The 16,922-nt window shown below is 69.1% G+C and carries 19 protein-coding genes; 8 read left to right on the forward strand and 11 right to left on the reverse strand.

The features are described from left to right. Positions 1–5 precede the first annotated feature (5 nt). Together ACIA5G_RS36360 and ACIA5G_RS36365 are read left to right on the forward strand one after the other, a co-directional pair. Positions 6–656, forward strand: coding sequence for a metallophosphoesterase (locus ACIA5G_RS36360; RefSeq protein ID WP_395931629.1), 651 nt, complete (start codon positions 6–8; stop codon positions 654–656). Further along, a complete protein-coding gene (locus ACIA5G_RS36365; protein ID WP_395931631.1) occupies positions 653–1,492 on the forward strand; it encodes a chromosome partitioning protein ParB in 840 nt (279 codons plus the stop codon). The genes ACIA5G_RS36360 and ACIA5G_RS36365 overlap by 4 nt, the downstream gene beginning before the upstream one ends. An 85-nt stretch (positions 1,493–1,577) precedes the next feature. Here the strand turns inward: ACIA5G_RS36365 and ACIA5G_RS36370 are convergent, their stop codons facing one another. Genes ACIA5G_RS36370 through ACIA5G_RS36380 form a run of 3 tightly spaced genes read right to left on the reverse strand, consistent with a single transcriptional unit; the run spans position 1,578 to position 4,374 of the window. Further along, complete coding sequence (locus ACIA5G_RS36370) at positions 1,578–2,318, reverse strand: hypothetical protein (RefSeq protein WP_395931633.1); 741 nt, start codon at positions 2,316–2,318, stop codon at positions 1,578–1,580. Continuing rightward, the gene (locus tag ACIA5G_RS36375; RefSeq protein ID WP_395931635.1) at positions 2,318–2,815 is read right to left on the reverse strand and encodes a SigE family RNA polymerase sigma factor; all 498 of its coding nucleotides are present in this window, start codon (positions 2,813–2,815) and stop codon (positions 2,318–2,320) included. The genes ACIA5G_RS36370 and ACIA5G_RS36375 overlap by 1 nt, the downstream gene beginning before the upstream one ends. A 59-nt stretch (positions 2,816–2,874) precedes the next feature. Then, complete coding sequence (locus ACIA5G_RS36380) at positions 2,875–4,374, reverse strand: MFS transporter (protein WP_395931637.1); 1,500 nt, start codon at positions 4,372–4,374, stop codon at positions 2,875–2,877. A 119-nt stretch (positions 4,375–4,493) separates the two neighbouring features. Between ACIA5G_RS36380 and ACIA5G_RS36385 the strand changes: the two genes are divergently transcribed. The 3 genes from ACIA5G_RS36385 to ACIA5G_RS36395 all read left to right on the forward strand — a co-directional run bounded on the left by ACIA5G_RS36385 (position 4,494) and on the right by ACIA5G_RS36395 (position 6,334). Continuing rightward, complete coding sequence (locus ACIA5G_RS36385) at positions 4,494–5,159, forward strand: TetR/AcrR family transcriptional regulator (protein ID WP_395931639.1); 666 nt, start codon at positions 4,494–4,496, stop codon at positions 5,157–5,159. 83 nt (positions 5,160–5,242) lie between these two features. Then, on the forward strand, positions 5,243–6,079 hold the full coding sequence (locus ACIA5G_RS36390; protein ID WP_395931641.1) for a helix-turn-helix domain-containing protein: 837 nt from the start codon (positions 5,243–5,245) through the stop codon (positions 6,077–6,079). A 9-nt stretch (positions 6,080–6,088) separates the two neighbouring features. Continuing rightward, on the forward strand, positions 6,089–6,334 hold the full coding sequence (locus tag ACIA5G_RS36395; RefSeq protein ID WP_395931643.1) for a DUF397 domain-containing protein: 246 nt from the start codon (positions 6,089–6,091) through the stop codon (positions 6,332–6,334). On the opposite strand, the gene ACIA5G_RS36400 is transcribed toward ACIA5G_RS36395, so the two are convergent. After that, positions 6,318–6,512, reverse strand: coding sequence for a PspC domain-containing protein (locus ACIA5G_RS36400; protein WP_395931645.1), 195 nt, complete (start codon positions 6,510–6,512; stop codon positions 6,318–6,320). The two genes, ACIA5G_RS36395 and ACIA5G_RS36400, sit on opposite strands and share 17 nt — an antisense overlap. 286 nt (positions 6,513–6,798) lie before the next feature. Here ACIA5G_RS36400 and ACIA5G_RS36405 point away from each other — a divergent pair, with 286 nt between their 5' ends. Beyond that, the gene (locus ACIA5G_RS36405; protein WP_395931647.1) at positions 6,799–7,671 is read left to right on the forward strand and encodes a hypothetical protein; all 873 of its coding nucleotides are present in this window, start codon (positions 6,799–6,801) and stop codon (positions 7,669–7,671) included. 64 nt (positions 7,672–7,735) lie between these two features. On the opposite strand, the gene ACIA5G_RS36410 is transcribed toward ACIA5G_RS36405, so the two are convergent. From ACIA5G_RS36410 to ACIA5G_RS36435, 6 genes are all read right to left on the reverse strand, one after another. After that, positions 7,736–8,917, reverse strand: coding sequence for an ABC transporter ATP-binding protein (locus tag ACIA5G_RS36410; RefSeq protein ID WP_395931649.1), 1,182 nt, complete (start codon positions 8,915–8,917; stop codon positions 7,736–7,738). Between the two features lie 2 nt (positions 8,918–8,919). Continuing rightward, a complete protein-coding gene (locus ACIA5G_RS36415) occupies positions 8,920–9,759 on the reverse strand; it encodes a carbohydrate ABC transporter permease (protein ID WP_323334521.1) in 840 nt (279 codons plus the stop codon). Then, the gene (locus ACIA5G_RS36420; protein ID WP_395931651.1) at positions 9,759–10,730 is read right to left on the reverse strand and encodes a carbohydrate ABC transporter permease; all 972 of its coding nucleotides are present in this window, start codon (positions 10,728–10,730) and stop codon (positions 9,759–9,761) included. Before ACIA5G_RS36420 ends, ACIA5G_RS36415 begins: the two co-directional genes overlap by 1 nt. Next, positions 10,727–12,049: an ABC transporter substrate-binding protein gene (locus ACIA5G_RS36425; RefSeq protein WP_395931653.1), complete on the reverse strand. Its 1,323-nt coding sequence runs from the start codon at positions 12,047–12,049 to the stop codon at positions 10,727–10,729. Before ACIA5G_RS36425 ends, ACIA5G_RS36420 begins: the two co-directional genes overlap by 4 nt. Before the next feature lie 243 nt (positions 12,050–12,292). Continuing rightward, entirely contained in the window at positions 12,293–12,817 is a 525-nt protein-coding gene (locus ACIA5G_RS36430) for a general stress protein (protein WP_395932270.1), read from the reverse strand. A 122-nt stretch (positions 12,818–12,939) separates the two neighbouring features. After that, complete coding sequence (locus ACIA5G_RS36435; protein ID WP_395931655.1) at positions 12,940–14,136, reverse strand: acyl-CoA dehydrogenase family protein; 1,197 nt, start codon at positions 14,134–14,136, stop codon at positions 12,940–12,942. Positions 14,137–14,312: 176 nt separating this feature from the next. On the opposite strand from ACIA5G_RS36435, the gene ACIA5G_RS36440 reads away from it, so the two are divergent. Then, positions 14,313–15,020: a DUF4190 domain-containing protein gene (locus ACIA5G_RS36440; protein WP_395931657.1), complete on the forward strand. Its 708-nt coding sequence runs from the start codon at positions 14,313–14,315 to the stop codon at positions 15,018–15,020. Here ACIA5G_RS36440 and ACIA5G_RS36445 read toward each other — a convergent pair. Continuing rightward, positions 15,017–15,913 carry a slipin family protein gene (locus tag ACIA5G_RS36445; RefSeq protein ID WP_395931659.1) on the reverse strand — a complete coding sequence of 299 codons (897 nt, stop codon included), beginning with the start codon at positions 15,911–15,913 and terminating at the stop codon, positions 15,017–15,019. The genes ACIA5G_RS36440 and ACIA5G_RS36445 overlap by 4 nt on opposite strands. A gap of 93 nt (positions 15,914–16,006) precedes the next feature. Here ACIA5G_RS36445 and ACIA5G_RS36450 point away from each other — a divergent pair, with 93 nt between their 5' ends. Further along, entirely contained in the window at positions 16,007–16,915 is a 909-nt protein-coding gene (locus tag ACIA5G_RS36450) for an aminoglycoside phosphotransferase family protein (protein ID WP_395931661.1), read from the forward strand. Positions 16,916–16,922 lie beyond the last annotated feature (7 nt).

Consider the following 16,922-nt stretch of genomic DNA (forward strand, 5'->3'; position numbering starts at 1 on the left):
GGACCATGCCGAAAGCGCTGGTGGTCGCCGACGAGGTGGACGAGCGGTTGTGGACCGACGCGGTCCGCACCTGCGCCGTCGACCTCGTCATCGGCGCCGGCGACCTCCCCTACGACTACCTCGCGTTCCTGGCCAGCGCGCTCGACGCGCCGTGCGTGTTCGTGCCGGGCAACCACGACCCGGACCTGAGCGGCTACACGCGCTACGGCGGGCTGTCCATGAAGGACGGTTTCCCCACGGTCTGGCCGGGCCCGGCCGGCGGGGTCAACGCCGACGGCCGGGTCGTCGACGTCGCCGGGATCCGGTTCGCCGGGCTCGGCGGCTCGATCCGCTACAACGACGGGCCGAACCAGTGGACGCAGCGCCAGCAGGCGCGGCGGGCCCGCGGGCTGGTGCGGCGCGCGAAGTGGCGGCGCCGGCGCGACGGCCGTGACGTCGACATCCTGCTGACGCACTCGCCGCCGCTGGACCTCGGCGACCGCCCGGACCCGCCGCACCGCGGGTTCGCCTGCCTGCACCGGACGATCGACGTGCTGCGGCCGAAGTGGTTGCTGCACGGGCACATCCACCCCCACGGCGAGCCGGTGCCGGACCGGGTCGTCGGTGAAACGCGGATCCGCAACGTGGTGGGCCACCGGATCATGGAGTTCTCATGAAAGAGACGGGCTTCCCCCGCGCCGACGCGGAGAACGACTTCCTCCGCGCGCGCCGGGGCCAGGTGCTCTCGCGGCTTTCGACGTGGCTGCGCCGCGAGCCCGACGACGTCAACATCATGCTGCCGTTCCACGAGGTGGTGGAGGCGCTCGGCTACCTCGGCGAGAGCCGGCTCGGCCTGCGGGTGATCAAACTGGACTCGATCGTCGGCACGGTCGACCGCAGCCGCGACTTCGACCGCCGCTTCCGCCCGACGTCGGCCCGCGTCCGCGAACGCTGGGAACGGCTGGCGCTGGCGTCCCGCCGCGGTGAGGAGATCCCGCCGATCGAGGTCTACCGCGTCGGCGAGCTGCACATCATCATCGACGGCCACCACCGCGTGTCGGTGGCGCTCGCGCAAGGACTGTCCACAATAGAGGCATTCGTGACGGTCGTCCGGACCAAACTGGACCCGAGCGGCATCCGCCACCGCGGCGACCTGATCGTCAAGGACTACCGCCGGTTGTTCCTCGAGCGCGTCCCGCTGACGGGCCACGCACGGGCGTCGGTGATCGTGTCGGACCCGTGGGACTACGCGAAGCTGGGCGAGCACGTGGAGGCGTGGGGCTTCCGGCTGATGCAGGACGAGGGCAAGTTCTGCGACCGGGCGAGCGTCGCGCAGCGGTGGTTCGACGAGGAGTTCGTGCCGGTGGTGGGGATGTTGCAGCAGGCAGGGATGGTCGGCGATCGGACCGACGCCGAGGCGTACATGTGGGTCGCGGCGGAGCGGTACCGGCTGATCCGGACGCATCGCTGGGACGACGACGTCATCGAGACGCTCCGCTCCCGCCGCCCCTGAAGCGCCCCAATGTGGCGTTCGGTGCGTCTGACGCACCGAACGCCACATTGGGTGCGTCTGACGCAACCAACGCCACATTGGGGCGTTAGAGAGCCAGCCCCGGCGTCAGTGCCAGCTGGCGCACCTGGGCGAGGGTCAACACCGGTTCCGGACGCTGCTGCGGCAACCGGACGTCCTTCTGCTCCAGCACCCCGCTGTTGTTCGACGAGAACTGCACGATGGCGTCCGGTGCGGCCAGCACCACGCGGTGGGTCACGGCGTCGCCGGAGTGCAACGTCGAGAGCCACAGTCCGCCCTGGGGCGTCTGATCCGTGCGGCAGGTGATCTCCTCCGGGGTACCGCAAGGCGGGACACCATAACCGCCGGGCACGATCAGCACGTACACCGAGCCCGAGCCGAGCGAGTCGGTCACCCGGATGCCCAGGTGGAACAACGCCTCCCGCGGCGCATCGCCCGCCGGGTCGGCGATCAGGTGGAACGGGTCCTCCGGCGGGGTCTCCCCCGGGATCGTCAAGCGGGTGATCTGCGCGTCCGGGTCGAGCATGGACCGCACCGCGTTGCCGATCAGGCAGCTCAGCCGATCGACCAGCGCGCCGCGAGTGTCCGAAGCCGTCGGGCACGGCCGGCTCGCGACTTCGGCCCGGTGCGGCAGCACGACCACGGCCAAGCCCAGCGCCAGCACGACCACCACCGCAGCCACCGCCCCGGTGAGCAGGTGCCGCCGACGCGAAAGGCGGGCCGCCGCGAGCACCGCGTCTCCGGAGAGACCCAGCGGGGGCTCGTCTTCGGTCACGTACGCCGTCAAGGCGGCTCGGACGTCTTCCATCACCACTCCTCCGCCGTCGGCGCGGGCAGGACCGCGCGCAGGGCTTCGACCCCGCGGGCCGTCTGGGACTTGACCGTGCCCTCGGCGACGCCGAGCAGCGAAGCGACCTCCGCCACCGGGAGGTCTTCGAGGAACCGCAACACGACCATCGCGCGCTGGCGCGGTGTGAGGTCGGCCAGCGCGCGCTCGACGTCGAGACGCACGTGGGTGTCGCGGCCCGGTGGCGACTCCTGGTCGGGCGGGGAAGAAGTCACGTATTCGCGGACCGAAACCCGGCGGCCCGCGAGGAAGAGGTTCAGCAGGATGCGGCGCGCGTAGGCGTCGACGGTGCCCGGGCGCACCCGCCGCCAGCGCCGGTACAGCTGCACGAACATGGCCTGGACCAGGTCCTCGGCCGCGTGCCAGTCACCGCAGAGCGCAAACGCCACCCGCCGGAAGCGCTGCACGCGCGCGGCGAAGTATTCGCTGAAATCAAGGTCTCTCGACGACGCCCCCACCCGGCCCTCCTTCGCACAGTCTCACCCTTACTAGTGCGCGGAGGGCCGGGAAGGTTCAATCACATGTGCACAACGCCGGGAGCGGCTTCACCCTTCGGGGCGCCCGGGCGCAGCAGCAGGCCGCTGAGGATCGCGCCGGCCACGAAGATCACCGCCGCCCAGGTGAACGCCGTGGTGTAGCTCTCGATCGACGCCTCGGCCGCCAGCTGCGGCGTCGGGACCTTCCCCTCGAGGTACGACGTCGCCGCGTTGCCGGCCAGCGTGCTGAGCAGCGCCGTGCCGATCGAGCCGCCGACCTGCTGCATCGTGTTGACCGCGGCCGACGCGACACCCGCGTCGTGCGCCTCGACGCCGAACGTCGCGACGCTCATCGCCGGCGCCATCGCCAGCCCGATGCCGAAGCCCATCACCAGCAGCGGGCCGAGGACACCGGACGCGTACGTGCTGTCCAGGCCGATGCCGCTCAGCCAGAACAGGCCGACCGCGGCGATCGCCATGCCGGTCGGGACCAGCGGCCGCGGGCCGAACCGCGGCAGCAGCACGCTCGTCGCCGTCGTGGCGGCCAGCATCAGCGTCGCCACCATCGGCAGGAAGCCGACGCCGCTCTCGATCGGGGTGAACTTCAGGTTCTGCTGCACGTAGAACGTCAGGAACAGGAAGATCGCGAACATCCCGATGGCCAGCAGGAACATCGCCAGGTACGAGCCGCCGCGGTTGCGGTCCAGCAGCACGCGCAGCGGCAGCAGCGGGTGCGAGACGCGCTGCTGCAGCCAGACGAACACCCCCAGCAGCACCACACCGGCCGTCAGGAAGCCCCACACCGAGACCGACGACCACGAGTCCGACTCGGCGTTCGCGAAGCCGTAGACCAGCGCGAACAGACCGGCCGACGCGGTGACGGTGCCCGGCAGGTCGAGCTTCGGGCGCGGGCCTTCGGACTTCTGGCTGCGCAGCAGGATCGAGCTGCCCACGAACGCGATCACCGCGAACACGATGTTCACGAACATGCACCAGCGCCAGTCGAGGTACTCGGTGAGCACCCCGCCGAGCAGCAGCCCGACGGCCGCGCCGCCACCGCCGATGGCCCCGAACACGCCGAACGCGCGGCCGCGCTCCTTCGGGTCGGTGAACGTCGTGGTCAGCAGGGAAAGCGCGGCCGGCGCGAGCAGCGCGCCGAACACACCCTGGGCCGCGCGGGCGATCAGCAGCATTTCGATGTTGGTCGCCGCGCCGCCGATGGCGGACACCGCGGCGAACCCGGCGAGGCCGACGAGCAGGGCGTTCTTGCGGCCGAAGACGTCCGCGAGCCGCCCGCCGAGCAGCAGCAGGCTGCCGAACGCGAGCGCGTACGCCGTGACGACCCACTGCCGGGCGTCGTTGGAGAAGCCCAGGTCGAGCTGGGCGGACGGCAGCGCGATGTTCACGACGGTCGCGTCCAGCACGACCATCAGCTGCGCGATGCCGATCATCACCAGGATCAGCCAGCGTCTGGCGTGATGGGGGTTCTCGGCGGCGCGCGCGTCCCCCGACGGCGCGACGGCGAGCGTGGACTCGGTCATGGGGTGTCCTCACAGAAAGTGATCAAGGCGCTATGTGGAGTAGGTATCTCCCCTTACGCGACCCAAGGTACACAGAAACCGGAGATGGTGCCTCTACTTGAGGCGCTAGACTGGACGGCATGGCACGGGACGCTGGTCCCGCCGCACCGGCGCGGCCGCTGCGACGTGACGCTGAAATCAACCGCCGTCGCATCCTCGCGTCGGCCCGCGAAGTGTTCGGCCAGCGCGGCCTCGAAGCCACGCTGGACGACATCGCCCACCACGCCGGCCTCGGCGTCGGCACGGTCTACCGCCGGTTCCCCAGCAAGGAACACCTGGTCGAGGCCATGTTCGCCGAGCGGATGGAAGAAATCGGCGACCTCGCCGTCGAGGCGCTGAAGGCCGACGACGCGTGGCAGGCGTTTGTCGACTTCACGTGGCAGGCGGCCGAGCTGCACTCCTCCGACCGCGGGCTGCGCGAGATCATGCTGTCCAACAAGTTCGGCCACAAGCACGTCGCCGAAGAGAAAGCCCGCATGGTGCCGTTGATCACACAGCTGATCGAGCGGGCTCAAGCGGCCGGTGGGTTGCGACCGGACTTCGCCCCTTCGGACATGGCGCTGGTGCACATGATGGTCGGTTCGGTGGTGGAGTTCACCTGCGCGGTGGACCCGGACCTCTGGCGGCGTTCCCTCGCCATGCTGCTCGACGGGCTCCGCGCCCAGCCCGGCGAGCCGTCGGCGCTGCCCCACCCGCCGCTCGACGAGCACGAGATCGACGAGGCGATGTCCTGCTGGCGCCCCTGATGGGGTGATCGGCGCGGGATCCCGGCGCCGCCCTCCCGCCCGGACACTGCTGCCCGCGCGATCATGGCGACGGGGAGGTGCGGGTGGCGTACTACAGCGTTCCGGCGATCAGGCGGTTGCAGCTGGGCCGGGAGCTGAAGGCCTGGCGGGAGAAGGCCGGGCTGACGCTTGAGCAGGCCGGCGGCGACCTCGACATTTCGAAGAGCACGCTGTCGCGGCTGGAGAAGGGGCAGGGGGCCATCCACCCGCTGCACGCGCGGGCGATGGCGGAGCTGTACCGGGTGCCCGAGGACGATCTGGTGGACCTGGTCGAGATCGCCCGCGAGGCGCGGCGGCCCAACCAGAACCGGATCGAAGGGGTGTCGGTCAACAGCTACCCGGCGCTCGAGGCGGAGGCGGTTTCGGTCCGCAACTTCGAGCTGGCATCGGTGCCCGGCTTGCTGCAGACCGAGGATTACGCAGCCGCCTTCTTCGCCGGGAGCGGAACACGGGAGCGCAACCGGAACCTCAACGTGCGGATGCACCGCGCGAAGCGGCTTCACTGCGAAGAGCCGCTCAAGCTCCATACGGTCATCGATGAGGTGGCTCTGCACCGGCGCATCGCGAAGCAGAGCGCCCTCGTGGCGCAGTTGCTGCACATTGTCGAGCTCTCCGAGCTCGACAATGTGCAGGTGCAGCTCCTGCCGGCCGGGATCGGAGTGCACCCGGGGCTTCGCGGCGCGTTCTCGGTGCTGCGCTTTCCGGAGGACACCATCAGCGACCTCGGCTACGTGGACCACGCGGGCGGCAACCTGCAGCTGGTGAAGCAGACTCAGGTCGCGGAGCTCATCCGCCAGTTCGGCAAGCTGAGTAAGATGGCTCTCGGCGAAAGCGAGTCACGCGATCTCGCTCTGCAGCTCGCCGACCTGCTGAGCGCATGAGGTGGAACTGTGATCCTGAACCCGGGGTGGCGCAAGAGCAGCTACAGCCAAGGCGAGAACACTGCCTGCGTGGAAGTCGCCTTCGCGTGGCGCAAGAGCAGCTACAGCGGCGGCGAAAACACCGCGTGTGTCGAGGTGGCCTTCGTCTCCCCCGCCGTGGCCGTCCGGGACTCCAAGGATCCCGGCGGCCCCACCCTCGCCGTCGACGCCTCTGCCTGGCGAGGCTTCCTCACCGCCGTCACTCCGACGGGATGACCGCCCACATCACGATGTAGGCCACGAACTGCGGCCCGGGCAGCAGGCAGGACAGCACGGCCAGCAGCCGCACAGTGCCGGGCTTCATGCCGTACCGCTCCGCGAGACCTGCGCAAACTCCGCCGATCATGCGGCCGTGGCGCGGGCGGGCGAGCCGTCGGGTGACCGGTGCGCTCATCGTCTTTCCCTTTCCTCGAACTTCGTCTTGTCCCTACTTCACCACTGGAGTACCCCGTTCCGCATCGCTCGCACGAAGGATCGCTCCCTTAGGGGACGGCAAAGGCGAAAAACGTTCAGGGGCCTGCGGAATCCGCTGTTGCCACGCCGGAAATGCAGTGACCTGCACGTTCCTACGCCGTGGCACAGAAAATAGTGAGAGATGTCCCCGTCAGGGCTGCTTTTCGGCCCCGATGTGGTGATACTTACGCCCCGTGTACCCGCGTTCGAAATGCTTGGCCGTTGTGATGCTCTGCGCCCTCCTCACGGTCGGCTGCGCCAGCACCCAGGCCGCCCCCGAGCCGACCTCCGGGCCCACCCCGCTGACTGCCGCGGCGGCGCTCGGCGACTTCGGCACCGTCGACTACTGCAGCCTGCTCGACGTGCCCGAGGTCGCGCCCGGCGCGGTCGTCTCCCCGACGTTCGAGAGCTGCCAGGCCGTCGCCGGCCCGCGGACGATCCTCGTGGGGCCGCTGGCCTTCGACTCCGACCCGAACATCAAGCCCTACACCTACGCCGGACCGGTGCCGGAGGGCGTCTCGGTCCAGCAGTCGATGTTCAACGACCGCAGCGCCTGCACGCGCGCCATCACCTTCGCCGACGGGAACCGGCTCGACCTGTCGGTCACCGACACCGGCAACGAACAGGCCGAACGCTGCGGGGTCGCGGACACGGCCGTCGGGTCGGCGCTCGCGGCGATCACCGGCAACAAGGTCGGCCGGCTGAAGTTCCCCGAGCGGTCGTGGGGTCTGCTGCTGCCGTGCGCGATGCTCGACACCAACGAGCTCGACGCCGTCGCGGGCGCCGGCACCCGGCCGACGACCGGGCTGTCCGGGCACAGCTGCATCCGCGGGAAGGTCAGCTTCAAGCTGACGGTGGAGACGGTCGAGCCGATGTTCCCGGTCACCTCGGTCGAGCAGGTGGGCGGGCGCGAAGCCCGGCTCCGCGTCGCGGGCGCGTTCTGCCTGGTCGACAGCACCCAGCCGGCACCCGGCCTGCCCGGCCGCCGCGAGCTGGCGGAAATCAGCGTGGTGGAGACGGCGGGCACGGCGAACGACGCCACCTGCGCCCTGGCCCGCACCGCAGCCGCGACGATCCTCCCGAAGCTGCCGAAGGCCTGAAATGCCGTTAAGGCCACCTTGCGGGCGTCTGACGCCCGCAAGGTGGCCTTAACGGCACGCTAACTCAGTCCTCGTAGGTGAGGTTCTTGCCGTTGGACGGGTCGAAGAGCTTGACCTTGTCCGCGTCGAACCAGACCTCGAGGTCGGCGTTCTCCCTCGCGGACGACTCCGCCGAGAGCCGGGCCACGATCTGCGACTCCGAACCCGGGACGTCGGCCGAACCGCTGTCCGCGGCCAGCTCGGCGAGCTCGGCGGACGTCGCCGACTCACCTTCCAGCGTGAAGTGCGCGTACTTCTCCGAACCCATCGACTCGAGCACGTCGATGTGCGCGGTGAAGGTGCCGCCGCCGGTCTTCTGGCCCGCTTCGACGAGCGCCGCGTCCTCGAAGTGCTCCGGCCGGATGCCGACGAGCACCTCGCGGGGCGCGTCCGCCTTCTCCACCAGGCGGCGGATCCGGTCGGTGAGCGGAGTGCTGCCCAGCGGGCTGCGCAGCTCGTTGTTCTCCAGCGTGGCCGGCACGAAGTTCATCGACGGCGAGCCGATGAACCCCGCGACGAACAGGTTCGCCGGGTTGTCGTAGAGGAACTGCGGGGCGCCGATCTGCTGCACAAAACCGCCGCGCAGCACCACGACCCGGTCGCCCAGGGTCATGGCCTCGGTCTGGTCGTGCGTGACGTACAGCGTGGTCGTGCCGAGCTGCTTCTGGATCTTCGACACCGACGTCCGCATCTGGCCGCGGAGCTTGGCGTCCAGGTTGGACAGTGGTTCGTCCATCAGGAACGCCTTCGGGTTCCGGACGATCGCCCGGCCCATCGCCACGCGCTGCCGCTGGCCACCGGAGAGGTTGGCCGGCTTGCGGTCCAGGTGCGCGGTCAGGTCGAGGATCGTCGCCGCTTCCTCCACCTTCGCCCGCACCGTCTTGTCGTCGACCTTGGCCAGTCGCAACGGGAAGGCCATGTTCTCTCGCACGCTCATGTGCGGGTAGAGCGCGTAGGACTGGAACACCATCGCGATGTCCCGGTCCTTCGGGGCCTTCTCGTTGACGCGCTGGCCGTCGATGCGCAGCTCGCCGGAGGAGATGTCCTCCAGGCCCGCCACCATGTTCAGCATGGTCGACTTGCCGCACCCGGACGGCCCGACCAGCACGAGGAACTCGCCGTCGCCGATGGTGATGTCCACTTCGGACACCGCGAGCGCGCCGTCGGGGTACTTCTTCGACACCTTGTCGAGGACGATTTCTGCCATGACTACCCCTTCACCGCACCGGAGGTCAGCCCCGCCACGATGCGACGCTGGAAGAACAACACGAACACAATGATCGGGATGGTGATCACGACCGCGGCCGCGCTCACCTGCCCGGTCGGGTCCTCGAACTGCGAGGACCCGGTGAAGAACGACAGCGCCGCCGGCACCGTGCGCGACGCCGTGGTCGACGTCAGCGAGATGGCGAACAGGAAGTCGTTCCAGCAGAAGATGAACACCAGGATCGCGGTGGTGAACACACCCGGCGCGGCCAGCGGCGCGATCACCTTCCGGAACGCCTGGGCCGGCGTCGCGCCGTCCATCTTGGCCGCCTTTTCCAGCTCCCACGGGATTTCCCGGAAGAACGCCGACAGCGTGTAGATCGACAGCGGCAGCGCGAACGTGATGTAGGGCAGGATCAGCCCCGGCCACGTGTCGAACAGCGCCAGGTTCCGCTCGATGTTGAACAGCGGCGTCACCAGCGACACCTGCGGGAACATCGCGATCAGCAGGGAGAGCCCGACGAGCAGCTGCTTGCCGGGGAACTCCAGCCGGGCGATGGCGTAGGCGGCCATCGTGCCCAGCACCACCGCGATCACCGTGGAGATGATCGCGATGCCGATCGAGTTGACCAGTGCCAGCAGGAACTCCGACGTCTGGAAGATGTCCGCGTAGTTCTGCCAGGTCCACGACTGCGGGATGAAGTACCCGTCGGTCAGCGTGTCCTTGGTCTTGAACGACAGCGAAACCACCCAGAGCACCGGCACCAGCGCGAACACCAGCACGAGGATGTCGACGAGGCCCCAGCGAACTTTGCGGCCCGTCGTGACGGTTCCCATCACCATCAGCGCTTACCCCCAGTGTCCGAACCCGGTGCGGCCGTGCCGAACACCTTGATGAAGATGAAGGCGATGATCGCCACCGTGATGAAGATCAGCACCGCCATCGTCGACCCGATTCCGAGGTTGAGCCCCTTGACCAGGTTGTCGTAGGTCTGCATGGACACCGACCCGGTGTCCTGCGCGCCGCCGGTGAGGACGTAGATGTTGTCGAAGATCCGGAACGCGTCGAGCGTGCGGAACAGCAGCGCCACCAGGATCGCCGGCTTCATCACCGGCAGCATGACCTTGGTGAACCGCTGCCAGCCGTTCGCGCCGTCCATCGCCGCGGCCTTGAGCAGGTCGTCCGGCACCAGCGCCAGGCCGGCCATCAGCAGCAGCGCCATGAACGGCGTGGTCTTCCACACCTCGGCGCCGATGATGATGAACAGCGACGGCCACTGGTCGGTGAGCGGCGCGCCGTCGGCGGCGAGCCAGTTCGCCAGGTAGCCGGTCTTCGGCGTCCACGCGTAGTACCACGAGAACGCCGCGACGACCGTGACGATGCCGTACGGGATCAGGGCGACCGTCCGGACGAGACCGCGCCCGACCAGCGTCCGGTGCATCACCAGCGCCAGCGCCATGCCGAGGACGAACTCGATCGCCACCGACACCACGGTCAGGAACATCGTGGTGCCGAACGCCGTCCACCAGTACGAATTGGACAGCACGGCCCCGTAGTTGTCGAAGCCGACGAACTCCTGCTGTGCGGGGAACCGCAGGTCGTACCGCTGCAGCGACAGCCAGATCGAGTAGACGATCGGGTAGCCGGTGACGGCGATCATCACGACGAACGCGGGTGCGCACAACCAGAGTCCGAGCTTCCGCTCGGCCTTCTTCCCTTCGGAGAGCGCCGGTTTGCCCTTCTTGCCCGACGTCGCCTCCTCGGCGACCGTGGCCCCGGCGGTGTCGGCCGGGGTGGAGTCCTGAACGGTCACGGGATCACTCCCTTCGACTGGAGCGCGTCGTTGAGCTGCTCGCGCAGCTTGTCCGCGGTGGCCTTCGGATCGATTTCGGCCGGCGGTGACAGGACCTTCGACATCACCGTCGACATGTTCTGGTACGCCGGGGTCAGCGGCCGCACGGCGGCGTCCTTCAGCGCGTCCAGGATGGAGTCGCGCATCGGGTACTTGATCGCCATGTTCGGGTTGTCGTCACCCGCCGGCTTGGACGGGTCGAGCGGTGTGTCGTTTTGGTACACCGATTCGATGGTCGGCGGCACACCGTCGTTGATCGCCGAGAACTTCTGATTCTCCGCGCTCCTCAGGCACAACGCCGCTTCGTACGCCTCGGGCTTGTGCGCCGACAACGAGCTGACCGCGAGGTCGTACCCGCCGATGGTGGTCTTGGCCGGCGTGCCGGGCACCGCTTCGGGGTAGACGGCCCACTTCATGTGCTGGACGTCCGACGCCTTGTCCTTCGCGTAGGAGGCGTAGACGAACGGCCAGTTCAGTTCGAACGCGGCGTCACCGCGCTGGAACGTCTGCCGGACGTCGTCCTCCTTCGAGTTGGTCAGCGACGCGTCGGTGATCCCCGAATTCGTGATCTGCTTCAGCAGCGCCAGCGCCTTGACCGCACCGTCGTCCATCACCACGGACTTGCCGTCGTCGGACAGGATGTGCCCGCCCATGGACTCGACCAGCGTGTTGTAGAAGACGACGAGACCTTCGTACTGCGCGCCGGTGAAGACGATGCTGTACGGCTTGCCCTGCGCCTTCAGCTCCTTCGACTTCTGGATCATCTCGTCCCACGTCTTGGGTGGGGTCGGGGTGATCCGGTCGTCGTACCAGAGCAGCTGGATGTTCGTGTTCTTCGGGGCCGCGTAGAGCTTCCCGTTGTAGGTCGCCGTTTCCAGCGGCCCGTCCAGGACGCCTTCGGAGGCCGCGGCCTTGTTCTGGTCCTTCCACTCGTCGATCCACCCGGCTTCGGCGAACTCCGAAACCCAGGTCACGTCGAGCCCCAGGACGTCCATCGCGGTGTCACCCGCGGCGAGCCGCCTGGCCATCTGCAGCCGCTGGTCGTCCGACCCGCGCTGCAGCTTGTTGTAGACGATTTCGTAGCGGCCGCCCGCCGCCTGGTTGCAGTTGTCGACGACTTTCTGGAAGCTGTCTTCAGGCGCGTAGTAGACGTTGATCTTCAGTCCGCCACCCGAACCGCAACCGGCCAGCATGCCGGTCACCAAAGCCCCTGCCCCCAGCAGGACCGCGGCACGGCCGGGCGAACGTCCTCGTTTGCCCGCGCCGATCCTCTTCCCCATCAGGCCTCCTCACCCGCGTGCACGCCGGTTACCGCGGTGCCCGGTGGGCACCGCGACGCGATGAGGCGAACCGCGCCAGCACCCCGACGTGCTAGTGCTCGGACGGCCGCGGTGGTTGGGCGAGGCCGCCCGACTGGTGTCGGACAACTTATGCCGGGCGATCACACCCCGCAAGCAGTATCGGTAACGATTCAGCCCACTGCAGACTGAACTGTGATTCTTCCCTGCTAGGGGTGGGGTTTCCTAGGGGTTGGCGGACGGCGGTTTGAGGGCCAGCTTGGCGAGCAGTTCGCGGGCCTGCTCGGCCGAGCGCGGCTGGCACAGGACGTCGTACCGGCCGGCGACCAGCTGGCTCGCCGAGGAGAAGTCCCGCCGCCCCCGCGACATGCTGTACCCGATCGCCGCGAACATCAGGCCGGACAGCACACCCAGCACGAGCCCGGTGAGCAGCTGCAGCGCGAAGCCCTGGTTGACGAACAGGCCCAGCAGCAGCCCGGCGAACAGGCCGAACCAGGCGCCGGAAACCGCGCCGGTGCCGAGCACCCGGCCCCAGCTGAGCTTCCCGATCACGCGCTCGACGAGCATCAGGTCGACACCGACGATCGTGACGTCGCTGACGGAGAACTCGCTGTCCGCGAGGAAGTCGACCGCCTGCTGCGCCTCGCCGTAGGTCGCGTACGACCCGATCGGCCAGCCGGTCGGCGGGGTCGGCAGCCGCGGCAGACCACCGGGCGCCCGGCCCCCGCCAAAGGGACTACTCACCATCATCACCTGCGCACTCGTGGGTCCTGGGCGTCCATCTTGTCAAGAACGCCCGGACCGTGCGAGCCGCTTACCCCGAAAGGCCGGACGCACAATTGTCGACACAGCGACAATTGTGCGTCCGGACCTCAGGACCGGGACTTGTACTCGCGCAGCAGGCCGCGGCTGATGATCGTCTTCTGGATCTCGCTGGTGCCTTCGCCGATCAGCAGGAACGGCGCCTCGCGCATGAGCCGCTCGATCTCGTACTCCTTGGAGTACCCGTAACCGCCGTGGATGCGGAACGAGTCCTGCGTGACCTCCGCGCAGTATTCGGACGCGATCAGCTTCGCCATCCCGGCTTCGACGTCGTTGCGCTCGCCCGAGTCCTTGAGCCGGGCCGCGTTCACCATCATCAGGTGCGCCGCCTCGACCTTGGTCGCCATCTCGGCCAGCTTGAACGCGACGGCCTGGTGCTCGGCGATCGCCTTGCCGAACGTCTTGCGCTGCTGGGCGTACTCCACCGCCAGCTCGAACGCGCGGATCGCGATGCCGCACGCCCGCGCCGCGACATTCACGCGGCCGACCTCGACACCGTCCATCATGTACGCGAAGCCCTTGCCGGGCGCCTCGCCGAGGACCATGTCCGCGCCGATCCGGTAGCCGTCGAACACCGCTTCGGTGGTGTCGACGCCCTTGTAGCCCATCTTGTCGATCTTGCCCGGGATCGTGAGCCCGGGTGACACCTCGCCGAAGCCCTCGGGCTTCTCGACCAGGAACGTCGTCAGGTTCTGGTGGGCCTTCTCGGCGCCTTCGTCGGTCTTCACCAGCAGCGCGATGAGGTTCGACGAGCCGCCGTTCGTCAGCCACATCTTCGCGCCGTCGATGACGTAGCCGTCGCCGGTCTTCTTGGCCTTGGTCTTGATCGCGGCGACGTCCGAGCCGAGGTCCGGCTCCGACATCGAGAACGAGCCGCGGACCTCGCCGGTGGCCATCCGCGGCAGGAAGTGCTGCTTCTGCGCCTCCGTGCCGTGGCGGGCGATCATGTGCGCCACGATGAAGTGCGTGTTGATCACGCCGGACACGCTCATCCAGCCGCGGGCGATCTCCTCGACGACGAGCGCGTAGGTCAGCAGCGACTCGCCGAGCCCGCCGTACTCCTCCGGGATGGTGATCCCGAACAGGCCCATCTCCTTCATGCCCTCGACGATGTCCGCCGGGTAGGTGTCGGAGTGCTCGAGCTCCTGCGCGTGCGGGATGACCTCCTTGTCCACGAACTGGCGGACGGTCGCGAGGATCTCCGACTGCACGTCGGACAGGCCGGCGGTCTGGGCGAGGCGGGCCATCACGGCTCCCTTCCTGGAGACGCGCGCCGGCTCCCGGCGCTGGGTTACCGGTGAGTATGACCCGAATCGCGCGGCCCTGCTATGAGGGCGCTCACGCCCCGCCGGGTGGATCTCCCCCCGGCGGCCGCCGGCGAGCGGCTAACGTTGGGGCCCTGCACGCACCGAGGGGACCCGTCATGACCGACCCGTCCGGGGACAAGGACCGTCCGGCCGCCGATCCGACCGTGTCGTACGAACCGCCGCCACCCGCGGAGGCGCCGTCCTACACACCGGAGACCTACGACCCGCCGGCCATCGCCGAGCCGGCCACCACGGTCTCCGACACGACCGTCTCCGACACGACGATCGCGGACACGGGCGCGGCCGGCACCACGGTCGCCGACACCGGCGCCGGTGACACCACGGTCGCCGCCGAGCAGCCCGGCCCGCTGCCGGCCGGCTCGTTCGAGACGCCCGCCGCGCACATCCCCGGGACGCCGTACGCGACGCCGGGCCAGCCGCAGCCGGTGTACCCGCAGCCCGGGTTCCAGCAGCCGACGTACCAGCAGGCCTACCCGTCGGCGTACCCGCCCGCGTACGGCCAGGCCTACGGGCCGCCGGCGCCCTTCGGCCAGCCCGGGTACGGCCTGCCGCCGCGCAAACAGGACAACGCGCTGGCGATCGGCGCGCTGGTCTGCTCGATCCTCGGCTTCTGCTCCGGCATCACCGCGCTCGCCGGGCTGATCATGGGCCACATCGCGCTGAGCAAGACCAACCGCGGCGAAGCGGGCGGCCGCGGGCTGGCCACGGCCGCCGTGATCGTCGGTTACGTCGTGATCGCGCTGTGGGTCGGGTTCTTCACCACCATCATCATCCTGGGTGTGAACGGCCAGCTGGACAGTTAGTCGGCCGTCGGCAGCGCCGCGTCGCCCGGGGCGCGTGGCGCCGGCGTGACGTGCCCGTTCGCCTCCGGTTTCGCTTCCACCGCTTCGGGTTCCGGCGCCGTGGCCACGGGCGCTGCCGGGACGGGGGCCGCGGCCTGCTGCTTCGGCGTGTGCGCGTCGAGGAAGCGAAGCAGCTCCACCGGGAACGGCAGGATCAGCGTCGAGTTCTTCTCCGACGACACCTGGACCACCGTCTCCAGCAACCGCAGCTGCATCGCCGACGGCGTGTCGGCCATCGTCGCCGCGGCCTGCGCGAGCTTGTGCGACGCCTGCAGCTCACCATCGGCGGAGATGACGCGCGCGCGCCGTTCCCGCTCTGCCTCGGCCTGCCGCGACATCGAGCGCTTCATCGCCTCCGGCAGCGCGACGTCCTTGATCTCGACCTTGTCGATGTGGATGCCCCAGTCGAGGGCCGGGCTGTCGATCATCAGCTCCAGGCCCTCGTTGAGGTGCTCGCGGTTCGACAGCAGGTCGTCGAGCTCGCTCTTGCCGATGATCGAGCGCAGCGACGTCTGCGCGACCTGGCCGACCGCGGCCCGGTAGTCCTGCACGTTGACCGCGGCGACCACCGGATCGATCACCTTGAAGTAGACGACCGCGTCGACCCGGACGGTGACGTTGTCGCGGGTGATGCCGTCCTGGGCGGGCACCGGCATCGTGATGATCTGCATGTTGACCTTCTGCAGGTGGTCCACGAACGGGACGAGCATCGCCAGCCCCGGCTCCCGCACCTGCGGCCGCACCCGGCCGAACCGGAAGACGAGCCCGCGTTCGTACTGCTTCACCACACGCACGCTCGCCGCGAACCAGGCGCCGCCCGCGACGACGACGGCGCTGAGAATCTCCACCACCATGGCAGCTCCCGGGGTTGTGTTCCCCTGAAATCCCAGCGTACGCCGGTGCGGACCGGGACGAAATGCGCTGGACACGGCGGCCAGGCTGGGGTGGTGAACGACCTCCTCGTCCCGCCGCTGTTCGCCGGCCGGGCCCCGCGGGTGCTCGGCCCCGAAGCCGTCCCCTGGCTCGCCGCCCTGCCGGCGCTCGCCGCCGGGTACGCCCGCAAGTGGGGCCTGACGTTCGAGGGTGCGGCGATGCACGGCTACGTCGGCGTCGTGCAGCCCGCGCGGCTCGCCGACGGCACGCCCGTCGTGCTGAAACTGGGCTGGCGCGACGAAGAATCCGCCGACGAGCCGCTCGCACTGTCCACATGGGCCGGTCGGGGTGCGGTGCTGCTGCTGGACTCCGCGCCCGAAGACGGCGTCCTGCTGCTGGAACGGCTCGACGCCGGACGCACCCTCGACGACCTCCCGCTGCGCGAAGCCGTCCCCGTTCTCGGCGAGCTGGCACAACGCCTCGCCGTGCCCGCGCCGCCGTCGTTGACGCGCAGCGTGCGCGCCGAAGCCGAAGAGCTGGCCGAGGAACTCCCCAGGCGGTGGGCGGAGCTCGGCGAGCCGTTCGAGCGGCGGCTCGTCGACGACGCCGTCACGATCTGCCGCGAGCTCGGGCCGTCGGCGGGCGAACTTCTGGTGAACGAAGATCTGCACTTCCAGAACGTCCTCGCCGGCACCCGCGAGCCGTGGCTGGTCATCGACCCCAAGCCGCTGTCCGGCGACCTCGAGTGGGGCGTGATCCCGTTGTTCTGGAACCGCTTCACCGAGTCCACACTGGACGAACGGATGGCGCTGATCGTCGCGTCCCTGGACCTGGACGCCGAGAAGGCCCGCGCCTGGACGCTCGTGCGTGCCGTCCAGAACTGGATCTGGATGCTCGAAGACCTCGAAGAGTTCGAAGCGGACAGCGACGACCCGGCGTTCGTCACCGTGCCGGAAATCGCTACCTGGGCGGCCAGCCGATAGTGTCAGC

The sequence above is a fragment of the Amycolatopsis sp. NPDC051758 genome (assembly GCF_044453095.1).
Lineage (GTDB): Bacteria > Actinomycetota > Actinomycetes > Mycobacteriales > Pseudonocardiaceae > Amycolatopsis.